16 protein-coding genes are annotated in these 23,691 nt (G+C 45.8%); 3 read left to right on the top strand and 13 right to left on the bottom strand.

Annotated elements, in window-relative coordinates:
* Positions 1-4 precede the first annotated feature (4 nt).
* From L6H65_RS11525 to L6H65_RS11580, 12 genes are all read right to left on the bottom strand, one after another.
* Positions 5-3,889, bottom strand: a complete 3,885-nt coding sequence (locus L6H65_RS11525) for a non-ribosomal peptide synthetase (RefSeq protein WP_236342181.1) — start codon at positions 3,887-3,889, stop codon at positions 5-7.
* A 324-nt stretch (positions 3,890-4,213) separates the two neighbouring features.
* Complete coding sequence (locus tag L6H65_RS11530) at positions 4,214-5,536, bottom strand: NAD(P)/FAD-dependent oxidoreductase (RefSeq protein ID WP_236342183.1); 1,323 nt, start codon at positions 5,534-5,536, stop codon at positions 4,214-4,216.
* Positions 5,537-5,702: 166 nt separating this feature from the next.
* Entirely contained in the window at positions 5,703-6,713 is a 1,011-nt protein-coding gene (locus tag L6H65_RS11535) for a DoxX family membrane protein (protein ID WP_236342192.1), read from the bottom strand.
* Positions 6,714-6,891: 178 nt separating this feature from the next.
* Entirely contained in the window at positions 6,892-8,250 is a 1,359-nt protein-coding gene (locus L6H65_RS11540; protein WP_236342200.1) for a hypothetical protein, read from the bottom strand.
* A 55-nt stretch (positions 8,251-8,305) separates the two neighbouring features.
* The gene (locus L6H65_RS11545) at positions 8,306-8,515 is read right to left on the bottom strand and encodes a hypothetical protein (RefSeq protein ID WP_236342202.1); all 210 of its coding nucleotides are present in this window, start codon (positions 8,513-8,515) and stop codon (positions 8,306-8,308) included.
* Positions 8,516-8,746: 231 nt separating this feature from the next.
* Positions 8,747-9,148 carry a DUF6508 domain-containing protein gene (locus tag L6H65_RS11550; protein WP_236342204.1) on the bottom strand — a complete coding sequence of 134 codons (402 nt, stop codon included), beginning with the start codon at positions 9,146-9,148 and terminating at the stop codon, positions 8,747-8,749.
* Between the two features lie 162 nt (positions 9,149-9,310).
* Entirely contained in the window at positions 9,311-9,874 is a 564-nt protein-coding gene (locus L6H65_RS11555) for a hypothetical protein (RefSeq protein WP_236342206.1), read from the bottom strand.
* 55 nt (positions 9,875-9,929) lie between these two features.
* Positions 9,930-10,433: a winged helix-turn-helix domain-containing protein gene (locus L6H65_RS11560; protein WP_236342563.1), complete on the bottom strand. Its 504-nt coding sequence runs from the start codon at positions 10,431-10,433 to the stop codon at positions 9,930-9,932.
* Between the two features lie 138 nt (positions 10,434-10,571).
* A complete protein-coding gene (locus tag L6H65_RS11565) occupies positions 10,572-15,419 on the bottom strand; it encodes an S-layer homology domain-containing protein (protein WP_236342216.1) in 4,848 nt (1,615 codons plus the stop codon).
* A gap of 368 nt (positions 15,420-15,787) precedes the next feature.
* Entirely contained in the window at positions 15,788-16,372 is a 585-nt protein-coding gene (locus L6H65_RS11570) for a ribosomal protein L7/L12 (protein ID WP_236342229.1), read from the bottom strand.
* A 60-nt stretch (positions 16,373-16,432) separates the two neighbouring features.
* On the bottom strand, positions 16,433-17,167 hold the full coding sequence (locus L6H65_RS11575; protein WP_236342237.1) for an ankyrin repeat domain-containing protein: 735 nt from the start codon (positions 17,165-17,167) through the stop codon (positions 16,433-16,435).
* Between the two features lie 441 nt (positions 17,168-17,608).
* Positions 17,609-18,496 (bottom strand): LysR family transcriptional regulator, encoded by an 888-nt coding sequence (locus L6H65_RS11580; protein WP_236342239.1) that lies wholly within the window; start codon positions 18,494-18,496, stop codon positions 17,609-17,611.
* A gap of 213 nt (positions 18,497-18,709) precedes the next feature.
* Between L6H65_RS11580 and L6H65_RS11585 the strand changes: the two genes are divergently transcribed.
* From L6H65_RS11585 to L6H65_RS11595, 3 genes are read left to right on the top strand one after another with little or no spacing between them, the layout of a single operon-like run.
* On the top strand, positions 18,710-19,744 hold the full coding sequence (locus tag L6H65_RS11585) for an extracellular solute-binding protein (protein ID WP_236342241.1): 1,035 nt from the start codon (positions 18,710-18,712) through the stop codon (positions 19,742-19,744).
* 41 nt (positions 19,745-19,785) lie between these two features.
* Positions 19,786-21,438, top strand: a complete 1,653-nt coding sequence (locus L6H65_RS11590; RefSeq protein WP_236342243.1) for an ABC transporter permease — start codon at positions 19,786-19,788, stop codon at positions 21,436-21,438.
* On the top strand, positions 21,435-22,535 hold the full coding sequence (locus L6H65_RS11595; RefSeq protein WP_236342251.1) for an ABC transporter ATP-binding protein: 1,101 nt from the start codon (positions 21,435-21,437) through the stop codon (positions 22,533-22,535). Before L6H65_RS11590 ends, L6H65_RS11595 begins: the two co-directional genes overlap by 4 nt.
* On the opposite strand, the gene L6H65_RS11600 is transcribed toward L6H65_RS11595, so the two are convergent.
* Positions 22,522-23,685 carry a hypothetical protein gene (locus tag L6H65_RS11600; RefSeq protein ID WP_236342253.1) on the bottom strand — a complete coding sequence of 388 codons (1,164 nt, stop codon included), beginning with the start codon at positions 23,683-23,685 and terminating at the stop codon, positions 22,522-22,524. The two genes, L6H65_RS11595 and L6H65_RS11600, sit on opposite strands and share 14 nt — an antisense overlap.
* Positions 23,686-23,691 lie beyond the last annotated feature (6 nt).

A 23,691-nucleotide genomic window follows, 5' to 3' on the forward strand; every position in this document is an offset into this window, starting at 1 on the left:
TTCACTAGAATTGAAAATCCATCGCGCTCTTGAAAGCAGTAATCGGCCGGTATTCTTGAACAAGATCCAATTCGCTGATCCGTACATCAGCATCTGCGACCAGCTTCTCCAGAAGGAGCTTATAGTCACCAGCCAGCTTCCCGATTGTGGATCCCTTGAATAAGGAGCTCGCATAGGTAACCCATAACAGCAATCCTTGCTCGTTCTCCCATGCCTGGAACACGAGATCGAAGCGGGTCAATTGCTCTGTCAGCGTATAAGGCCGGAATGAAATGCGATCTGTTTCTGTGATCGACACATCAAGATTTTGCAAGACGAACATCGTATCGAACAATGGATTGCGGGACGTATCATGCAGCTTCATCCGGCGCACAAGCCGTTCGAATGGATAATCCGCATGCTCATAATCCTCCAGCATCCGTCGCTTGACCTCCTCCGTGAAGGCTCTGAAGGTCAGTTCGCCGCGAGGCTGATTGCGGTGTGCCAACGTATGCACAAACATGCCGACCATGTCCATTGCCTCGGGATGATCGCGCCCTGCATGCAGGGAACCAATGACCCAGTCATCGTTTCCTGTCACCTTCGACAGCAGTACATAATAGGCAGCCAGCATCGTCACATGCAGCGTTGCGTCACAGCGCTTCGCCAAATCTTGAATGGCCCCGGCAAGCTGCTCATCCCACTGATAGGATAGCGTCTCGCCTTCGAATCGGCGTATTCGCGGACGTGGATGATCTACGGGCAGATCAATCGCAGCATCGAAATTCGCGAACCTCTGCTCCCAGAATGTCTCCTGGTCCTCTGGCAATTCACGGTCATTCATCCATTCGCAATAATCCTTATATTGAATCGCGAGCGGCGGCAACTCCTCATTGCCCAGCAGCGCGGTCAAGTCATTCATAAGAACGCCAAGCGACAGCCCATCCGCAATAATGTGATGAAGCTGCAGGAACAGCATCTTCCTTCCATCTGCAACATGGACAAGAGAAGCTCTTAATAACGGCGGCTCCTTGAGGTCGAACGGAGCAGCAAGGCGTTGCGATAGATCCGCAATGCCTTCAGGCTCCTCATAGCGCTGATCAAGCCCAAACCGTACTGCATCATGGACAATCTGCACAGGCTCGCCGTTATCCCAACCAAACGAAGTACGAAGCGGCTCATGACGCTGAATTAATGCGTTGAATGCCCTCTCCAGCTCCGCAGCCTCGATCTGACCTTCCAGCCAAAAGGCAAAGGGCAAAATATAAAGCGTACTGTCGCTGCGCCCGCTCTCTATCGTGAACACCCTCCGCTGCGCAGGCGACATTCGGAAACCGGTTTCCTTAAAGGGTGCGCAAGGTATTGACTCGACAGCAGCCGAGCTGCTCGCTTCACCATCAATCCAGGCGGCCATTGCCGCAAGTGTAGGATGGTGAAACATCTGTTCAAGCGGCATGTTGACGCCGAAGGTCCGATGCAGCATGGCAGCAAGCTTCGCAGCTTTCATGGAATGTCCGCCGATCTGGAAGAAATGATCCTCTCGTCCAATACGGCTCGCGCCAAGCAATGAAGCCCAATGCTCCGCCAGCGCAAGCTCCGTTCTGCTCTGCGGCGTCTGAAAGTCCGGCCTGTCCATGCGTGCAAGGGCATCCCCTGCCGATGGCAGCGCCTTGAGATCCGGCTTCCCGTTCGGAGTCAGCGGAATTTCCTCAAGCTGCGCCCAATACGTCGGCACCATATGGCCTGGCAGCGCAGCCGTCAATGCAGCTCTCAATTCCGATGGAGGAAGCTCACCACCACTCTCGACCACATAATAGGCGAACAGCGCCGGCTCTCCGCCTTCGTCCGCCTTCACTGCGACAACGGCATCCTTCACATGGGGCTGATTGATCAGAATGTGACGAACCTCTTCCGTCTCGATCCGATATCCACGGATTTTAACCTGCTGATCAAGACGCCCCAGAAACGCGATGCTGCCGTCACCCGTCCAGCGTGCAAGATCACCTGTCCGGTAGACTCTTGTACCACCTATGGGCAATACTACGAACCGTTCATCAGTCATCTCCGGCTTATTCCAATAGCCACGCGCCAGACCGGTTCCAGCTACGCACAGCTCCCCTGCAACACCTGCTGGCAACGGCTGCAAGGCGTCATTGACGATCCAAACCTGCATATTAGGCAGCGGCTTGCCGATCGGGATGATCGAAGAAGTCGGCTGCTTCTCCAATCGGCTGTTCCATACCGTTGCGCATACCGTCGTTTCAGTTGGACCATATGCGTTTATATACGTTGTGTGAGTCTGCCATTGCTGAAGCAAGGCAAGATTGGATTCCGAGCCTGCCGTGATGAGCATCCGCAGAGCGTTGGCGCTCTTCGGCTCCAGATAGACAGCATAGGTTGGAGGCAAAGTGGCTACCGTTACTTCACTCTCCTGCATCCATTGCTGGAAACGGCTCATGTCTCCGATAATATCCGGTGTCGCAATATGAAGCGCTGCTCCAAGGAGCAAAGCCATCGTTATCTCCCAGATCGATGCATCGAAGGAGGAACTGGCGAATTGAACAATTCGATCCTGCGGTGTAATTCCCAATTCACTGCGGAAGTAAGCCTGCAGATTGGCGAGGCCGCGATGCTCGACCATCACTCCTTTGGGCAAGCCTGTCGAGCCCGATGTATACAGCAGATAGGCCAAGTCGTCAGCAGCAACGGACGGCAGCATGTCCGCACGATAGGAACGGGCAAGCTCCTCTTCCCACTTGTCAACGTCAACCGCCATGCCTGGGAAGCTGTCGATAGAGGTCCTCTGACCGCTATAGATCAATGCTGCCGCCTGGCTGTCCCCAAGCATGAAATCAATGCGTGAGCGCGGGTAGTCAGGATCGACGGGGATATAGGTACAGCCTGCCTTAAGTACACCTAAGAATGCTGCAATCCACTCCGTTGAACGATCCAGCATAACCGCAATTCGGTCGCCTTGCCTAGCATCTCTGCCAAGCAGCAACCGCGCAATGCTGTCAGAGCGCGCATCGAGCTCGCCATAGGTTAATCGGCCTGTTGCCGTTACTACGGCCAGCCCTTCCGGCTGTTGGGCCGCAATATGCCCAAAGCCGCTATGAAACGTTCCGTTCGCTTCATAGGGCATCGAGGTATCATTCCAAATCCATTGTCTTGCAATTTCTTCTGGGGAGCGCAATTCTACTTCCGAGAGAAGGAGTTCCGTATCGAAGGAAGCTTGTTCAAGCACGATTAAAAAACTATCTGAAAGCGCTTGCATTATGAGATGGCTGTATGTCGAGGTGTTAAATTCGATTGTACATCTCCATGCGCCTTGCTCTGTGTCTTGAATGCTTATAATAAAATCCGATTCGTCTCTCTCTTCAGACGATAGTATGAATTCCCTCCCATGTAGTGGTTCATAAATAAAAACAAATGAATTGCAGCCCTTTGGAAAAATAGATTCGCTCGCTTCCCTCCCCTTGTACCATTGATACTTATAGGCTTCCTGAACCGTTCCATGCACAGCCTTCATCATTTGTTTAAATGTGGCCGTATGCTCAGGCCTCTCGGTGCAAATCGGAATTGTCCGCCGTTCCTGTGTCCCTTCGTCGCGTTCAGGCAGAACAGGCACAGCCAATGCTATATGCTGCAGCGAAGGCGTCATCGCATACAGTACCGCCTTCATCACTGTTAATAAACATACAAAGCGCAGCTCTGCGCGTTCCTTGCAAAATCGATCCATTCGAGCAGCTGTCTGCTCCTGAATGGTAAATTCTATTCTGTCCTTGCCAATTGCTCGACCTAACTCATCTGGCTGGATAGGGGGTACATTCGCCCAGTCGCTCATTTTTCTCGACCAGTAACTTTCCGCTTCCCAAATATCGGTTCGCTCATCCAGGGTACGAGAATTCATCCCAGTATCATCTCCCTATCATATGGAGTTATACACATTCGCAATACATCAGCCAGATTTAGTAACCTCCCACGATTCGCTAAGTTTCGATATACAGAACCAGCTTTAACAGATTTTATTCACCCCTATATTACCGAACAAATCAAGATTCGGTCAATAACGTTTTTCCGGCTCGCTGCGATCCGTTTTTTATTTGTAAAATCAAGGTTTATAAGCCGAAAAACTTACATGACACATTAATTGACAATGATAACAAAAAAGCCCTGCCCACCTCCTGAACGGTAGTGAACAGCGCTTTCATTCGCGTTTATATGCGTTTATTTGCTATAGTTGTCCCTGCATCAGACGGGAAATTACTGCCCCTAGATCCTCAGGTTCATTTGCATAATTATACATACCAAGAAAGGTCTGCGTCGCTTCCTCGCTGCTGCCGATCAGCCTGTTAACAGCAGCCTGTTCTTCTGTTGCAGGAACATTTTTCGTGAACTGGCAGGCCATATGGAATCTCGACATCATCTTCGATCCCATCTCCTGCTCATAGGACCTCGCCATCTCTTCCCAAGCGGATTCCCAGTCATTAGCGGAAGTGAGAATACGTGTCAATACCCGGCTGCCGTAGAGTGCGTCATGCTGCCCTTGCCCGACTGCGGGATCTTTGAATGAAAGCGCGTCGCCAAGCAGCGCCCAACCCTTGCCCATCCCCTGATGCCAATCATTATCATAACCCAGCAGCCCTCTGATTGGCAACGCGACACGCGACTCCGCTAGCCGTTGCGGGAAGGAGCTGCTGGTGCTCCCAAATTTAGCGTCGACGAAGCTGCGCATCGCCTGCTCGGGATCGATTGTGAAACGGTTTCTCCAATGATGATCATCCAACGGGAACATGACGCCTACTACAAACAGATCATCGCTAGTGGGAAAAACAATAGCGAGATTCTCCCCGATTTTGTAGAATTCCACACAACGCTCTCCTTCTTGGCGGTAGTCCGCCACGTAGGCCACATAGGATGCGTAATCAGTCGGCACACACATTTGCCGCTGGCTTCCAACAAGGCCTCGCACGACGGAATTACGTCCATCAGCTCCTACGACAAGACGGGCGGTAAACCGCTCTGTTCTGCCATCTCTGTAGCAGCCGACAACACCGGCAACCCGATCCTCTTCCTTGATGACATCCGTCACGCGAAACCCTTCAATCCCGACTACTCCCCTCTGCTCGCAAGCATGCTGGAATAAAATATGATCCAGATGTGTCCGCCTGATGCATAAGCATTCGCTCTCGCCATTCGTCTCCGGATATTCTCCATCTATAATGGTATCATCGAATTGAATATGAGCCCGTCTGTAGGTTGGTGTTCCCGTCTCCAACAGTCGATCCATAACCCCCATCTCTCTAAGCATAGCTAACGAATTGCTGAAGAAGTTATGCGTGGATAATATGTCGCTCGGGAAGCTCCCCTTGTCGAGCAAAAACACGCTGAGTCCGGCTTTGGAGCATTCATACGCCAATGATGATCCTGCAATTCTCGCTCCTACAATAATGACATCAAAGCTGGTCGTCCGTTCCACAAAATCCCTCCTGTCATAATTGGAACCTGCTCCCATATTACCCTTCTTCTTCGTCATATGACCAGTTACTGCGGTCACTAAGCCCGTCATCTTTTCACTTGCAATGACGCGCAGCTGCAAGGGCGAAACGGCGATTTGGGCCGCCTGCAGGGAGGGCTGGATATAAGAAAAAACCGCTCCACATGGAAGCGATTTTTTTCAATAATCCTTTAATTGGGTTTCATTCATGCTCTGAGAAACATTGTCAGGCAAAGCGATAATAAATCAATACAAAGATTGACAAGGCAAATAGAAAATTAAGAGAGACGAAGATCATCTGATCAATCTTTCTTTTGTGCATATCAACCGGCGGCTTATAGAAGCTGACACCCTCGATAATAAAAATGATAAGAACGATATGAATCATGAAATGACCGACCAGCTCGGTCATACCGAACAGCATCGTCGTCGATATGAAAATCCCTGTCAGGACAATCGAAAGCAGCCGATTCAGAATGCCGACGACGAGCAAATAACCGACGACAAATTCGATGAATGCAGCCATCACTACGAATGCATCCGGGGCAAATCCGAATGTCGGGACACCATGATTTTCAATGATATCAAGCGCCATCGCCGGGAACACCCATTTCTCCACTGCCACCCAGCACAGAGACAAGCCTGTTCCCAGATAGAGGATCGGCATTCCCCAATTGTGGGCCTTTGTTTTTTCCAGCAGCAGCGCCCCGATAATTGCCAAATAAAAGCCGTAGTCCAGCATGTGGAATAGCCCTACAGCCAGCATCAGCTTGACCAGCAGCCATAGTGTGACGAGCGCCCCGGCCTTCGTTGCCCAATGATGCGGGATCAGGAGCAGTACGATGGCTGACCATAAAAGGATGCTCTCAAGCTGCGAGGAGATCTCGAATTCCGGTACAAAAAGCGATCCGGACAATACCTGAATCAGCAATGCTGCGGCTAAGCCCAGCTTCAATATTAGCATGGAATGGAGGCGCAATTGATCCAGCCTGCTATCGACCTGCACCATAAGCTTCCATTTGGACAAGGCGGGCAATACCTGTGTCAACACAGCGAGCAGCACTGCTACGAACAGCGCAATACCCATGAATAGAGGGGATAGGATGTGAATAATCGTTTCCTTCTCCGGCACCAGATCCGTAAACCACTTTACATGCGCCTCTGCCACTGCAGCCCCGGAGCAGAAAAAAATAATAATAGCGAGTAGAATTCCAATTCCCTTATTAACAAGTATCATCCTCTCTTTAATTATTCCATTTATTATAACATGCAAAGTATAATTATTCTGTTATTTCCTCTATAAAGGCCCTCGTCCACGTGCTATACATGCAATACATGCAATACATGCAATACATGCAATACATGCAGGCTCTGCTGTCACGGCAAGATTTGCAATTGCGAGCCGCACTCCCCTACTATTTAATGGTATCTATTAATTGTTGTACTGCTTTTGAAATAAATGCTGCCAATCTGTCCCCATCTCTGCTGGTCGAGCTCATTTTCTCAAATTTATTGAAGACATCCAGTGGAATATATGCCGTTGTCTCATATCCAAACGAAACCTGAGCGTAGCTTCTATTCGAATCCTCAAAGTGATTCGCAAAGCTGGCATCAAAGCTGCTAACATCTATTAAACCAGAATAGGTCGTTTTGAATAACTGCTTCAGCTCATCCCAATTGTGCCGTTTCCATTGTTTCGTGATATTCCTGAACAGATCCCTACATTGATCCTTGCTGCTCCCATAATGTTGTTCATAATAATCCATAAGGAAATATTCATGAAAAATTGATGATTGAAAGTGTGCCAGCCTCAAATACGGTTCTGTAACTAGATCAAGAGCATGTCCTTCGACAGTCAATGAATCGGCGTATATCCATGAGAAATCGTTGATCGTCTTATTAAGCAAACAATCCCCTTGCCACTTCGTATCACCGCTCCATATCGTAATCATTAACCTCTTCGAATCATAATCCATAGCTATCTGGGCTTCGCTGGCAAAATCACAGTCCAACGGGACAATAATCCTGCCCGCATATTTCATTGTATCATCGTCATTCTCACAACAATTCTGAGTCAGCTTTAATATACGTTTATCAATGGCAGCTTCATTTGCTTTAGTGATTTCCAAGTCAGAAAGCCTAGCAACTGGGAACCATGCTTGATAATTATTTTCTAGATGGCTAATATAGTGTGCCAGAATCGTATTGTGATTAGAGCCTGTTAAACTATGCACATCCTGCAGTACTGCAATAACCTCTTCCCATGACCCATCCAACAGTTCGCGGTCAGGGACGTTTCCGCCTTTCCTTTCTACAACCGAAATAATACTGTCGACCTGCTGCTTGAGCTGCATGCGAGCGTCGGATGCATTTCGTTTAACTTCAATAACTACAAGGGTGTCTTTACAGCTGATGACAATATCAGTGATCAACTGATGATTATTGTCTTTCTTATTCTCGATAATGTCTACGGGCGCAGCAGTAGTAAGTGTAATCCCGATAACCGTTTGTGGATCAGGATAGCTGTCAACGATTTTACTTATTTGTTGTTGAATGCCGATTTCTTTATCCTCTTGTTTTTGAGGTTTGGGAACTATGCAGCCTGACTTTTTCTCCTGACACTTTGCATTAACATAATCAATAAACCGATCGAGGAACAAATGATTCTCATTAAGCAATATAGCCAGCCCACTAGAAATATTATTCTCAATAGGCAGCGCGCCTTTTTGCGTGTAATGCTCAAATATATTTAAATGCCTGTTATTGTTAAACATCTATTCACTCCTGCCACTGACATAAAAAATAAACCCGCCATCCGGCGGATTATGATCAAAGCTTAAAAAACAATTTTTTAAACAGGCCGATGACTTCCTTTTTTTCTCCGTCCTGATTAAACGAGAATTTGGAAAAGAAGATGTAATCGTTTCTTTCCAGTCCCACAAGCGAGAGAGACAGCTTGACCATTAATTTATTTTCATTCGTCTTCTCAGCAAGATAATTGGCAACATCCTCTTCATTCGGATTCGTCACTGCTAACAATATAGCTAAGGTTCCTAGTATTACATATTTTTTGAATGATGATTTCTCTCTAGGTTGTGAGATGTTCAACACTGCCTTCCTCGAATTCTGCTGCTTGTTATATTAAATTATCATATCGTGTGGAGATATGTATACAATAATATAAGACTGGCACCCATAGACAGAGATTGTTGGAGAATGCAATCGTAACGGCTTAATTAATCAAGCACTAATTTTGAAGTTAAGCCTTTTTTAATTATCTTTATTTTCAAGCTCTAAAAGTCGATTGAGCAGATGCAGGAATACTTTATTTTTAATCGCTATCGCCCATAAGCCATCGCAAAATCGTTCTTGCCTCACATAATAAGTTAATATTGCAGCGACCAGCCGTTGATCGGCACATCTGATGGTGTCCTCTTGTCCTTCTTCCATAGAAACACCATATAATTTGATCGTCTCCAAGTAATGATAGTCGAGAAGATCAGTGCTACTACAGATCTTAATAAAATCAAGCACTTGCTGATCATAGATCGGGTATGAGAAAGTTAGAGTACCAGCCGCATCCTTTTTACTGCCACTCCAACGAATAACCTCTTCTTCCGAGACGGTCTCAAAATATGGAATGAATTCATAGAGTCGTTCATATTTCTTCATATCATTATCCTTTCAATAGAATATTTCGATCCAAATTGTAGGTCATTATTCCACGGTACCTTCATGCAACAAGGACTATGAAGAAAGAAGCATCTCAAACGATTGGTCAATTAATTCTGAACATCCGATCGTGATCCGTCACGAGTGACGAGATCGCTTTTTTCAAATTTCAACAATATAAAACTTTCTCCCCTGATTTAAATTAACCCATTCAAAATCATGTTTTCCTGATAGAACCACAAAGTCATAATGATTGTTTTGACCTGTCGGTTTATACACTTCACCGTATACGGACTTCTCATCTCTGAAGAATCTATAAATACCAGAATTGTGTTTTCCTTCATAAAATGGTTTGTCACTCACCAAAGCTACGGCAGCGGTTTTATTGAAACCAAGTTCCTTCAATTGCTCCATGAACCTAATATCCTTTACAAAAGAATACATCTGCTCTGGATACTGTCCGTTCAGTGGATACTTAAGCTCAACTGCATATTTTTCTTTCTTGTCTTCTGAAAAGATCGAAATATCAATCTCCTTCTTGATTGTTTCCCGTTTATCCATAGCGAAGAAAGTTACATTGCGTTCAAACTGCACTTTATACGTTGGAAGTACCGCCCTTAAGTATATCCCAAGTTCATGCTGTAAACTAAACTCATTATAGATATCTATTTGATTAACGTTAACGCTTTGAAAAAAATCAGATATTAGCTTCTTAAGATCAAGCATTTTATCACCTCACTCTTCTTGTTCTGCAAAAACATATTCATTCCTTCAAAACAAATTAGAGAAGTGCTTGATAGGAGCGAATCAAGGATTCATCTTCAAACAGCAGATGATCGATTTCTTCGGCTTCCACTTGTTTCTTGAGCTGAGCGAATGTTTGCTTGCGGAAAAGGGCTTGGGCATCCGCATCGGCTCTGACCAGCGAATAGGTCGCTTTGGTAAAGCTGAAGTTCATGCGTCCTAGCATCGCGCTGATGCCACGTACGCTCATGGTGACACCAAACGTCATCTTGATCCACTCGGCTACCAGCGGAAGCGTCCAGGTGTGACGCGCTTCAAAGCCAACATCGACTGGGGTTTTCTGCTCCAGCATGGCGCCCAGTTGGCTGCGTTGTTCATCCGTGAGCTTTGTCGGTTGTCCGGGAGAATGATCCATTTCCAGCCCGGCAAGACCACGTTCTTGATATGCTTGCCAATAGAGGCTGATCGTTTGGCGCGTGCGATTGAGTAAATGACCAATCTCCTCAAACGAGTGACCTTCAAAACGAAGGCGGACCGCCAGGTATCTCTCGTAAAGCCGTTTATCTGATGTTTCAACTCCTCAATTCCGACATACGCTCCTCTATTAAAATCAAATAGACTTCCCTCAACGTTCGATTTGAACGCGCGAGAAGTCTACAGAGTTATTCATTCCACTTTTTCAGTCCATTAACTTAGCTTTCACAAGCAATCTTTCTATAATAACCGCAGTTTCCGCTCTAGTGAGGGTAGCCTTCGGTGCAAGAGTAGTCGCCGATCGACCTGTCATTAGACCCAAGCTTACGTTCAATTGAACGGCGCTTTGCGCATAACCTGACACGGAGGAAATATCCGAATAACCGGATAAATCAATTCCTGAACCCGCTGTGTCAGCCAACTGCGTTAGCACAGCCACTCTTGCAAAAATCACCATGGCTTGCTCCCTTGAAATCTTATCATTCGGTCGGAAGCTGCCATCCGGAAACCCGGTAATCAGTCCATGTGTGGTTGCCGTTTGGATAGCTTGATAATGCCAAGCATCAGTTGCGATATCCGAATGTTTAGATAGTCGATCAGCATTCTCCAGACCTAATGCACGCACGATCATACTTGCGAATTCGGCTCTCGTCACTTGCCCATCGGGATTGAAATTCGCACTGCTTTGCCCGCTTACAAGCAATCGATTAGCCAGATTAGCGATCGAACTTTCAGCCCAGTGTCCCGAAATATCTGTGAACTGATTCTGAATAGAAGGACTTGGTGCCGGACGCAATATCGGACTTGGTGTCGGACTTGGTGTCGGATTTGGTGTCGGATTTGGTGTCGGATTTGGTGTCGGATTTGGTGTCGGATTTGGTGTCGTACTTGGTGTCGGACTTGGTGTCGTACCCGTGCCCGAACCTGCATCTCCACCTGCGCCAGTACCCGAGCCAGTACCAGTACCAGTACCTGTATCAGGGTTTGTTACTGGCGCCGAGGCGACGACAACAGTCAACGTTACCACTTGATCAGTCATTTGATCTGCGCGGAATGTAACCGTCACAGGATAAGAGCCAGCGGCAAGTCCAGCGATTGGAGTGACCTCTACGACTGTAAGATCTCCAACTACTAATTGAGTCGGGATCGTCCCTGCTGTGAAGTTCACCGAGTCAGATACATCGATTGAAACATTTTGTAAGTCTTGATTTCCATCATTCAAAGCTGTCAGTACAAATTTCCCTGCACTTGCATCTGCATATTGATGTGCCAGATTCGCATTGAGTCGATCCGCTGTGACGTTCAATTGATACAGCGGAGCAGGCTGTATAACAACGCTGATCGTCTCTGTTAGTGATCCCGCAGCAGACTCAACCGTTAATGTAACCGGATAAGTACCCGCCGCCACATTCTCAATTACACTTAAGTCGAAGCTACCACTCGAATTTGCCGGTATTGAAGTCGGAATAGTACCTACTTCAAGCACAGAAGGATGAGATACGCTAACCGTAGGAGTCTCATCACGGTTTCCGTCATTTTGCAGCGTGACAATAATTATTCCATCATTCGTTGTATAGCCATGTGGTAAATTCAAGCTGCGCTTATCCAGTGAAAGATTCAAATTGTACACAGGAAGATCGGATACTGTAAGCTTCAACGACTGACTCTTATTGATACTGTTCGCTGCAGACGTAACTGAAAGCGTTACGTTATATTCAGCAATAGACATACCAATAGTAGTCGGTGTCGCAATAACAGACACACTCTGTCCAACAGTTAAATTTGAGGAGATTGTATTTAATGTAAACGAGCTTGCATCTGCTCCTTGAAGAGCAACAGCTAGATCATTCAGGTCGCGATTACCCGTATTCTCGATGGAAACAACCAATTCTCCACTCGAAACATTCGTATAATCATCTGAAATCGTGACATTATTCTTCACCGCAGTAAGTGTCACATCGTAACGAGGTGTTTCGTCAACAGTAATCGTAACTGTTCTCGTTATTGTACCTGCTTCAGACTCAATCGTTAGCTGATAGTTATATGTGTTGCCAGGCTGCAATGTTCCTGTCGGTGTAATCTCAATTGTCGCTGTATCCACCATCTCAATTCGTGCAGGAACGGAGGAAAGTGCAAAATTCTGAGTATCCGACAATGCTACGGATAACGTTTCGATATCGCGATTCCCTGTATTCTCCAAGGCCAATATGACCTTCGCGTCATTCGCGCTGGCATAGTTATGTGCAAGCTGAATTTGATTTCGGTCTACTTGACCATCTAATTCATAGCGTGGAACATCGGTTACTTGATAGGATATTGTCTGCGTTTTCGTAATATTGCCAGCCCCAGATGTTATTATGACATCTGCTGTATACGAGCCTATAGGCTGATTCGCGGCAATCAATACTTGTCCGGTCATCGTTTCGCCCACTGCTAAATTATATGAAGGTAGACTTCCAACAACAGTAGGGTGACTACTTAATTGCAGATCTGTTATGTCTGTGTCCCCTGTATTCGTTATCGTCACCGTAATCGGAGTCACATCCGATGCATCATAGCCTTCAACTACATTAAAGCTTGTCGCAGAATATACGACGTCAACCTCATAGCGAGGAATGTTTATCTGATAAGCATATGGCCCAAAGGTCCTCTTAGACTGCGGCTGATCGACCTTGGTCGCATCGCTATAGGTCACTTCTACATAAATTCTATTAACACCAGCGCTTAGATCGGACAAGTCTAAAGTATTAGCCGTCTGTCCACTTATTTCTTGCGGCACACCATTCGTATCTTCCTTAAACCATTTATAAGACGGCGTAGAGCCTGCAGCATTCGGATCATTGGCGGTGTCAACCGTAATGACATTCACACCCACTTGAGTGCCATCATACGGCCCCGGTTGCTGTGGGACTGTTACAGCAGGATTCGGATATTTCACATAAGTCCCGCTCGAGTATCCATTATAAGATAGTGAGACCTCATGGATGGTATTGTTCTTATTCAAGAGCAACAACGAGTTGTTATATTTTACAATATCGACAATATTCGCTGAGGACAAGTCAGCTTGATACGTCCAGATAATGCCGTCAATTGATGTATATACATTTCCGTCCTTACCTAGTGCAGCATAGAGGCCATTGACGAATACTAGCTTGTTCAGCTCAAAGTTGGCTGAAGGAATGCCTTGACCTGCGTGAATGAGCGTATCAGAATACATCCCGCTTACCGCGATCGCATCATTAAATACTCTCACATAACCTGAAGCATCCATCATTAACTGACGATCATTCCCTTGTGCCCAAGCCATATATGTTTTATTTATTGCACCGTTAAGGCTCCCACTACCGTTTGCGGCAGGGATGGTGTACAGTGATGAACCATAGGGAATCGAAACGACATGGGTTTTTGCTCCGCTAAACGCAAATTTATTATTTTGATTCGTTCCATAATCGAGCGTCAGCTGGATGTCTCCTGCTTCGGTGGATGATGATGCTTGAAAACCGCCATTAGTGTTTTGACTGACCATCTTGACATTTCCACTGAGAGGTGCAGTAGTCCCATAATAGACAATTCCGTTTGCATTCGTTGTAACCCCTCGAATCGTAAAAGCAGTGAGGGGAACCGTATACTCCGCTAGAGGCAATATCATTTGATGGGAGGTCGCTGTACCGGTTGCTGAATTATTCGTCGCGATGTACAAGCGCTGAGTTGTCCCTAGACTAACATATTTCATACTTGCAACTTCGCCTGATAAAGACACTCGATACGCATATGTCCAAGTTACACCGCGGTCATTGGAGTAGAAAACCCGATTATCTTCTGTGACGACAACCTGCTGACCAGGAGTGGAGCCATTCGGATCATCATTGGCTAACACATGCTTAATTTGGGCTGCAGTATCGATCTCTTGCGCTACTGGCGCAAATTGATAGGCATTCGTACTTATCAAGATCGAACCGCCGCTGCCCACTGCAATGTATACCGTTCCACCGCTTATCGATCCTGCGTCTATTCCATAAAGCTTGCCTTTACCTACCCAAGAATTTGTTTGAGAATAGGAGGGGCTATCATATTTGTATAACTTATGGTCCGGGTTGTACCGATTGAAATTCGTGTCCATACTTGATCGAATAATCATTTGATCACCTGTCGGATCACTTCTCCAGCCAACCAGTATATTTATGCCACCATCTGCTATATTACCTGTTAGGTAAGCAGCTTCAAGCATATAATCTGCATCAGACTTCGTATTAGAAGAACCATCCGTACGATCGTGGTATTGCGCCGAACTCGCACCATTATTTAACAAGACGAGCCATTCGGCGCTCGTTCTATAGATATTCTTAACATCCGTGAATCGATAACTAGGATTGGCCAACGTTCCTTTCAGCCAGCTGCCACGACCGACCTGACTTTCAAAAGAATACTGATAGGATTTAAAATTCGAGTTATTATACGCCTTGAACTTACCGCTCGCCGAATCAACTGCAATTGCACTCGCGCCCGTGCTGTCAGCGTTAATTGCATCCACCAGATCATAGTTCCAAGTAGCTCCACTATCAGTAGAATGATAGTATTTCTGTGTATTTGTCATTACAGCGATATTGCTGCCTGAGATGGCGACCGCCTGCACGGTGCCGCCGCCTGTCAGCTCCTGCTTGGTAAAAGCATCGTTATTGTTTTTCAGGAAGATATAATTTTCCCCTGTCCCCTGCTCCGTACCTACAACCGCAATCTGATTGCTTGCACAATACATATCCACAAAATCAACATTCGTGCTTGCTGTGATAACGGTGTCCGTTACTTCACTCCATGTATCACCGTCGCTTGATACTAACATCGTTCCGTTATTTCCGACTGTATAGAATGAGCTATTATTCGGGTAATAGCAGACATCTAATAAATCCTGATCGTAGATATTCTTCTTCACGATCAGTTTACTGCTCTTGGCCGTAAAATCATTCGCCAACGAGGCAGCTATGGCAAAATTTGGAACGACCATTGCAAGCAGAAGGCTGACAACGATTAACATTGATAGAGTTTTCTTAAACAAGCATATCTCTCCCTTGGAATTTAATTTCAACTAATTACATAGATTATATCGATTGAATTATATATAAAATATATATTTAATGCAATAAAATCACGTATAATATGAATACATACACCTATATCTATCTACAGGCCATTAAAAAACACCGAGAATTTTCGGTGCTGTAACGTTTTTATTTGGTCCAGCCTTGCAAATATGAAGACAGAATAGCTGTCATGTACTTGCATTAAACTCAGTAACCAGGAAATTCATTTCTTGGTTACCGCTTGCCGAGCAGGATCATGCTTCAATACTGGTACCTGTACCGTTCCCTTTGATCGGTATGTACTGAGGCATTGATCCTCATGGAGTTGGTTTATTTATTTGACCTATTTTAATTGTACAGTTGCCCCTGCAGCCTCAAGCTCAGTTTTCAGTTTCTCTGCTTCTTCCTTGCTTAATCTTGAAGCAACGGTTGCTGGGGCCCCATCTACAATTTCCTTGGAGCTGGCCAGATCGAGCTTCGCGCTGTCGCGGATTGCTTTGACGACTTCCAGCTTTTTCGTTCCAGCATCAATTAAAACAATCTCGAACTCTGTCTGCACACCATCTGAAATCGCAGCATTCGACTGTTCCATCTCATTAACTTCCACTGTTGCTCCTACCGCCTCAAGCTCAGTTTTCAGCTTTCCCGCCTCTACCTTGCTTAAGCTTGAAGCAACGGTTGCCGGAGCTCCGTCTACAATTTCCTTAGAGCTGGCTAGATCAAGCTTCATGCTGTCACGAATTGCTTTGACGACTTCCAGCTTTTTCATTCCTGCATCTACCAATACGACCTCATAATCAGCTTCCTCTGTTGCTGGTGTAGCTATAGACGAAGCTGTCGGCTCCACCTCTGACTGTTTATCCGCAGAGCAAGCAGCAACAACAAACATAAACATAAGTGCAAGACATAGCGATATTGACTTTTTCATCAACCGAAATCCTCCATTCATTTAGGGAATCTTACAGCTTGCTACATAACCAATAACTGCTTATTCTGCACTCTCAATTAACTTAACAATTTCCGTAAAGCCATGATCTTCAGCTATCCAGCTTGCATCAACAACTTCACCCATATATTCATAGGCCATATTTGGATGTGCACCATGAGCTAATAGTAGCTTTACAATATCTGTATGACCTAAGAACGCAGCGGAAATAATTGGATAGTAATCTTGATTCTCTCCTCCACCAATGTTAGGATCTGCTCCGTTCTCAAGTAAAAATTTCACCATATTTGTTAACCCCGAATCTGTAGCTGATATCAAAGCAGTATTATAGGCTTTATTCTGATAGTTAATATTAGCTCCATTATCTAATAAGAGCTTAACTATCTCTAATTCTTCATAAATAATTGCAGTAGAAAGCGCATTGGCACCAAAATCATTCACTGCATCAATATCTACATCAGCCTTAATGTATTGTAAAACCGCTTCTTTCATCCCAAATCCAGCTGCCCCAATAAAGCTATCAATATCTTGTGGATCAATTACATCTGAATCAAAGCCCTCCACGCCGACTAAATCTCCATCAATCACTTCGAGCTCGGCATCATTTTCACTGGTAGCTTTATTCGGAGCTGGTGCTGGGCTACTAGAAGGTGTTGTTGTAGTTGCTTGTTGCTGATTAGGCGAGTTAATTGAGCTCGTCGAGCTAGACTCATTAGAACTACACGCTGAAAGTAAGAGTACAACCAAAGAACAAACGAGTAATACTTTCTTTTTCATATCCATTCCCCTTCATCAATTAGACTATACATAAAATATATATATAATTTTATATTATCTATTTATTTGTTATATGTCAATAATTAACGACGGCTAGACCGGAACAAAACTGCTCCGGCCTATCATTAGGTAATCACTCCAAATATTCTGTTACTTCAGTTGCGTTTCGGATCACTTCATCAGGAATAAGGACTGTTTCAGCCCTAAATCAATCGCATAAAACGAGTGATATTCATCTAAAGCGGCTGCTTTTCATATACAATAAAATAATCCATATAATAAATTGAAATATCCAATATGCCTATGTATAAAATAGAGAATAACTAATAAGTGGATATGCTTCACGGACCGAAAAGTATCAAAAAAAGCTAAAGAGGGCTGCAACAGGTCGCTTACTCAGCACCTATCGCAGCCCCAAAATCTGAATCTGATACAACTTCACTATTTCATGTTTTCAATCGTAAACCAAATAAATAATTTGACCTCAGGAGGCAGTTGCTCTTCGTTATGATACACAAGACAAATGCAACGCCTGTGTTCATACTCCGGCAAAGGGATGGATAGCAGCTGTCCACTTTCGATTTCACTGACTATGCTTTTTTCAGGAAGAATGCCAATACCCATATTGCGTTTGACACCTTCCTTGATCGTCTCAATAGAAGCAAGTTCCATTCTTTGCGGCATGAGTAATCCCGTTTGTTTGGCCCAGTCATTCGCCACGATTCTAGAGGTCGCTCCTTCCTCGTGCAGCAAAAAAACTTCATTATCCAGGTCTTTAATGGTAATTTCGGACAAAGATGCGAGACGGTTGATCGGCGCGTAAACAAGCAACAACTTGTCCTCTTTCAAAGGATGAATATTCAATCCTGCTATGGAGAAGCTTTCCAGGGAAACAATAGCCAAATCAATCTGACGTTCCCTTAACATCTGAATGGATTTTTTGGCCTGATTGACAGAGAGGTTGAGCTCGATATCCGGATGCAGCTGTTGAAACAACTGGATATACGAGGGAAGATAATACGTTGCAGGCGTATGGCCTGCGCTTATTCGCAGCCTTGAATTCTCCTTGTTTTGAACCAAGTGCATCTTCTGTTTGGCTTCATCCATTAACTCCAAAATCTTCTTTGCGTATGGGACAAGTTCATGACATGCCTTCGTCAACACCAGGTTTCTCTTCTCCTTCATAAATAGAGATATTCCCAGTTCTTCCTCCAGCTTACGCATATGAAAGCTGACAGTAGGCTGCGTAATTTCCAGCGCCTCTCCGATTTCTATTAGTGACTTTCTCTTGGAGAGCTCCACGATGACTCTCAATTGCTGAATATTCATACTCACCCTCCCTTCGATGATCCCATTCCGCTAATCCATGATTCAACCCTTACATTCATAGCACTGATATAACGAAAGATATATTGATTAAATTATAATTTATATTTAAGCATAATTTTGATTGAAAACAACCCCATTTGCCGTTATAATTTTAGCTTATAGCGTTATAAGCCTATCATACATCATATAGTTAATACTGAAGGGACCTCACTTATGCGAACTTATCTAAGCATCTGTCTTACTATTGTTCTTATTGTACTTCAATCAGGCTGCATTTCCAAATCTAAATTAGCAGAAGATAATGTTCGTTCGGAAGATAAGGAAGTATTGACGGTATATTTGAATGACTTTGATGATATCATTGGTCCAATGTTCGAGGAAGCCACTGGATATCGAATCGAACTTGTACAAGGAAGCGGAGCAGAGCTCATGTCTCGCATTGAAGCGGAACGTGGAAACCCACATTGGGACGTCGTTTGGGCAGATTTGATTTCCTCCATCCACGGCCTTGGCTTGAACGGCATGTTTTATGAAGGCTTTGTCCCTGAGCATGCTGCCAAGCTAAAGGAGACATACAAATTGCTCGTTCCAGAGGGTAACTGGTATTATCCGACTGGGGCTCATGCAGCAGCTGTCATCACCTACAACAACGATGTACTGACGACAGAGGAAGCACCTGCTTCATGGACGGACTTTTCCAATCCAGCTTTCAAAAGCTCAGTAGGCATTGCCGATCCAGCTATTGCTGCTCCAGCATACGCTTTTGTGAGCTCGTTTTTCCAGCAATACGACATCGAGGGTGGAAAAGCGATAATAAGCGACTGGTTTGATAACGGTCTACTAATCTATCCGAAAAACCCCAATCTTGCGATGGCCCTGCTCTCCGGTCAAATCAAAGTAGCCGCACTTCAGGAATCCAATGCCTACAATCTAGTGAATCAGAATAAACCTGTATCGATCATATGGCCCGCTGAAGGAGCACCGGCTGCTGTTAGGGTTGCGGCCATCTCCAAAGAAACGAAACAATTAGAAGCTGCAAAGGCTTTTGTTAATTTTCTGTTGGATCCTGCTATTCAACAAGCCATTATTGACGCAAGTGAAGAATCCTATCACGAGCCATCCGTGGTGGGCGTTCAACCGAAATCCGATCGGGAGCTGAATGCGAAGCTCTTGTTCCCCGACATCATGCAGTCCTACCAGCACGAAGCAGAAATCAAACAATGGTTCGCCGACTTTTCCATCAAATAAAAAGCCGATTTCCTAAGAGCGATAATCAGGCAGGATGGCTAGTGACTCTACTCTTATGGATACTGGTGCTTGGTCCACTTGTTGCTGTATTAACCCAAATTCTAATACCTGGATTTTTTTTCGGCAACAGACAGTTTGGACAAGTAACTCTGCTATTTGACGTCTTCAGAAGACCGCTATGGCAGCATGCGCTTCAGAATTCACTCGTCTTGTCGATAAGTACGGCAGTTATGGGAACCCTGATAGGGGCGAGTCTTGCTATCTTCCGATCTCGTTGGCACTTCCCTACGGCAAGATGGCTCGACGTTTCAGTTTGGCTACTATTTGTCACACCTTCATTCATCATAGCTCAAGGCTGGGTGCTGTTTGCAGCGAAAAACGGGGTTGCAGCACAGCTGTTGGGAGCCGACTTTGTAACCTCGTTCATTTTTCATCCGATCGGACTCACATTTATAATGGTGTTAAGCAAATTTCCACTTGCTTATCTGGCCGTACATGCGGCGCTCGAATGGCAGGTCGAAAGCTTATCCCATGCTGCTAGGCTGACCGGGGCTTCACCGGTAAGAACCTGGTTTACAGTGCATATTCCGTTGCTAAAGCCCGCAATCGGCTCAGGAATGGCGCTCGTATTTATGGATGCAATCGGTGATTTCGGTATAACGGCAACGGTATCTGCGGTCTATCGCTTTCCGACGCTGCCTTACACCATCTATTCTGCGATCTATACGTCACCGATCAGGTTTGATATGGCCGGGGTATTGTCCTTTTATTTGATTATCATCATTATGTTAGCCATTGTGTTTCAGTTCTATATGATGAAAGGCTCGCGATACGACAGTCTTACGGCCGGCGCGGTACGCACTAGACAAAAAAAAATAGCTTCGAAAGGCTGGATAGCTACAACTTGCAATGTGTTGTTCCTATTCCTCGCCATTGGAATACCAATAGGCTGCACGGTATTTACCTCCTTCGTCCATGAGCCTTCTAAGGGGCTGGCAATGGACAATTGGACCGTCGCCCATTATGTGGACCTATTCACCAGCAATTCCTTGTTTGTCGTCAGCTTGCTGCGCTCGATTAAGATTGCGCTCATAGCCGCCTTAGCGGGACTTCTCCTGGGCGCTATGATTGCCTATGTTCTTATATTTACCCAATTCCGATTCAAGCACTTACTAGAATCAATGTCACTGATCTCCCTTGCCGTCCCAGGTGTCGTGCTCGGTATCGGTTATATATTCGTCTGGAACCAAAAATGGCTGGAGTCGTACGGCCTCCTGCTCTATGGGAAACCTTCCATTTTAATACTTGCAGCAATCGCGGGTACAATTCCGATTATTACGCGCATTATTTCGGGGACGATGGCTACAGTTCCGCGCACAATGCTGGATGTAGCGCAATTGCAGGGCGTAGCGCTTTCAGGTCGAATATTCTCGATCCTTCTGCCATTGTGCAAATCCGCCTTAGTGACGGCGGCACTATCCGCTTTTGGCGCAAGCATGTTTGACCTAGCCGTTAACTCAATCTTGTTCCCGCCTAGTCAACCAACATTGCCGGTCATGATTAACAAGGCATTCGAGAACTTGAAATTCGGCTATGCTGCTGCTGCCACAATGCTTGGCGGCTCGATCGTGACGACACTTATCATCACAGCCAGATGGCTGTTGAATCTGAACATGAGGAGAAAATACAGATGAATACCAACATGATCTTGAGTATCTCGCATTTGAGCAAAAGATACCCTCCTCATCTCGTCATTAACGATCTTAGTTGCGAAATTCATGATGGTGAATTCATAAGCATACTTGGCCCTTCGGGCGGAGGTAAATCGACGCTGCTGCAACTAATAGCTGGTCTTGTGACTCCTGATGAAGGTGAGATTCGAATACGAGAGAAGCTAGTTTCATCATCAGAGACAATGATTGCGCCTGAAAATCGTGGAGTCAATATGGTATTCCAAAATTACGCGCTATGGCCGCATATGAATGTATATGACCATATTGCCTTCGGCTTGAAGCGTCAAAAGCTGCCGCGAGCCGAGCGTGATCAGCGTGTCCAACACTTGCTGCAGATGTTAGAGCTGCAAGGTCTTGAGAACCGAGTTCCAGCCGAACTATCCGGTGGACAGCAACAGCGCGTCGCCATCGCAAGAGCGCTGGCAACTGCACCGAAAATTCTGCTGCTCGACGAGCCAATGTCCAATCTAGACGGATACCTTCGCTTGCAAATGCGCAGCAAGCTCAAAGCACTGTTTGGGCAATTAGGCACAACGGTGCTTTATGTTACGCATGATCCAGAGGAAGCACTTGCCATGGCAGATCGTCTCATCATCATGAGAGACGGACGGATCGAGCAGATGGATACACCGCAGCAATGCTACTTGCAGCCCGCCAGTCCATGGGTCGCGGGTATGCTCGGAGCGATCAATAGTAACAACTCCCTCGAAGCCGCTCAAGATATCGAGTTAATTAACATGGGAGATCAGTCTATGCGCGGGATGATTCCGATTCCGGAGATACATATCGTCACGGGTCAACGTCTGGAATTGAGATCCCGCCCGGAAGATATTACAATATTCGAGGAGGAACCCACATCTATTCCTCCTCACTACAGTATGGTGCGCCCCCTCGTGCTGGATAGCGGTTTCGAAGGCAAACATTGGCGTATTACACTGCTGGTCGAGCCGGACATATTTTTCTATGGCTTCCACCACACTAGCCTGGTTTCTGGTACGAGAGTATGGGCTATAAGTGATTCGAGCAAGCTATTCATTTATCCGTTTACAAACCCTTAAAAGTTTGGACGATCTGTTCGATATCTTCATTCATGCGCCCTACGCGTTGATAATCCGAGTCGCGAAACGTACGTTCCTCGTCGCCTTCCTTAAGATCATCCGTGTAAGTCAGAAGGCACGTACTGCAATCCGTAGCTGTAAAGAAATAATAGGTTGTACCGTTCAACTCGCCTATCTCTTTGACATTGTCGAGCAGATCACCATACTCTTCCAAGTCCTTATAGGTACCGATACTGAACATATACAGGCCCGGTTCCTCATCGAACAAAGAAGCGCGACTGATCTCACTTTCTCCCATAAAAAAGATATTCATGGTCCGCTCTTCTTCTTCCGCTACACGATAATAGCCCGACCAGGATTCTGGAAATGTGATTGAGAAACCGAGAGATTCGCTTTTGTAGGTTAGCGGATCAGCTATAATGAAATCAAAGCTCTCCGGCGTCAAATCCTCGAACTTTATATATTTTCCGGGGTCAATCTGCCTTTTTTTCCGGTCCTCTTTGCCATCCTCGTTAAGCTTGTAGCTTTCAACTTCCCCAGTATTAGCTTCATATTTGATCTCCTCATAGCTTGGCGAGTTCAAATATTCGCTACTGCTCGAATAACCAATGGCGTACCAGCCACCATCGCGCCAGCCGATCCGATAGCCGTTCGACCAGCGCCAGTTGCTGCCACCATAGTGTTCAAGGTGGACGGTGGCGTCTTCTATACGGAGACTGGCAAACGGGTCGCCGGAAACGCCGCCTTCATCGGCACGATAGACAATCGCTTCATTTATAGCCGATTTCAGATAACGACCGTCTCCCGCCCCCAATGCCAGTAGGAGCGCGCGCCGGGGCGCTTCCTCAGGCTCATGCTTGATCTCTTCTAGCGCAATGGCGATATCTTCGATGCCATCGCCGTTCAGATCGCCCGTTGCCTTGAACAACTCTTGATCAGGAATTGTTCGCCACTGGTCCGGTATAAGCTGTTCGAGCAGCTTACCTGCATCCGAATCGGAGACCGGAATGTTAGTAGTCTGTTGAGTGGAGGAGCTTTGCACCTCGACAGTCGGCTTCACAGATGGCGCAGCTGCAGGTTCGTTTACATTGCTGCATGCCGTCAATACGAGCGAAAGAGCCAGCAATACTTTAACCTTATATTTATTCACTTCATT

The sequence above is a fragment of the Paenibacillus plantiphilus genome (assembly GCF_927798095.1).
GTDB classification, from domain to species: Bacteria; Bacillota; Bacilli; order Paenibacillales; family Paenibacillaceae; genus Paenibacillus_Z; species Paenibacillus_Z plantiphilus.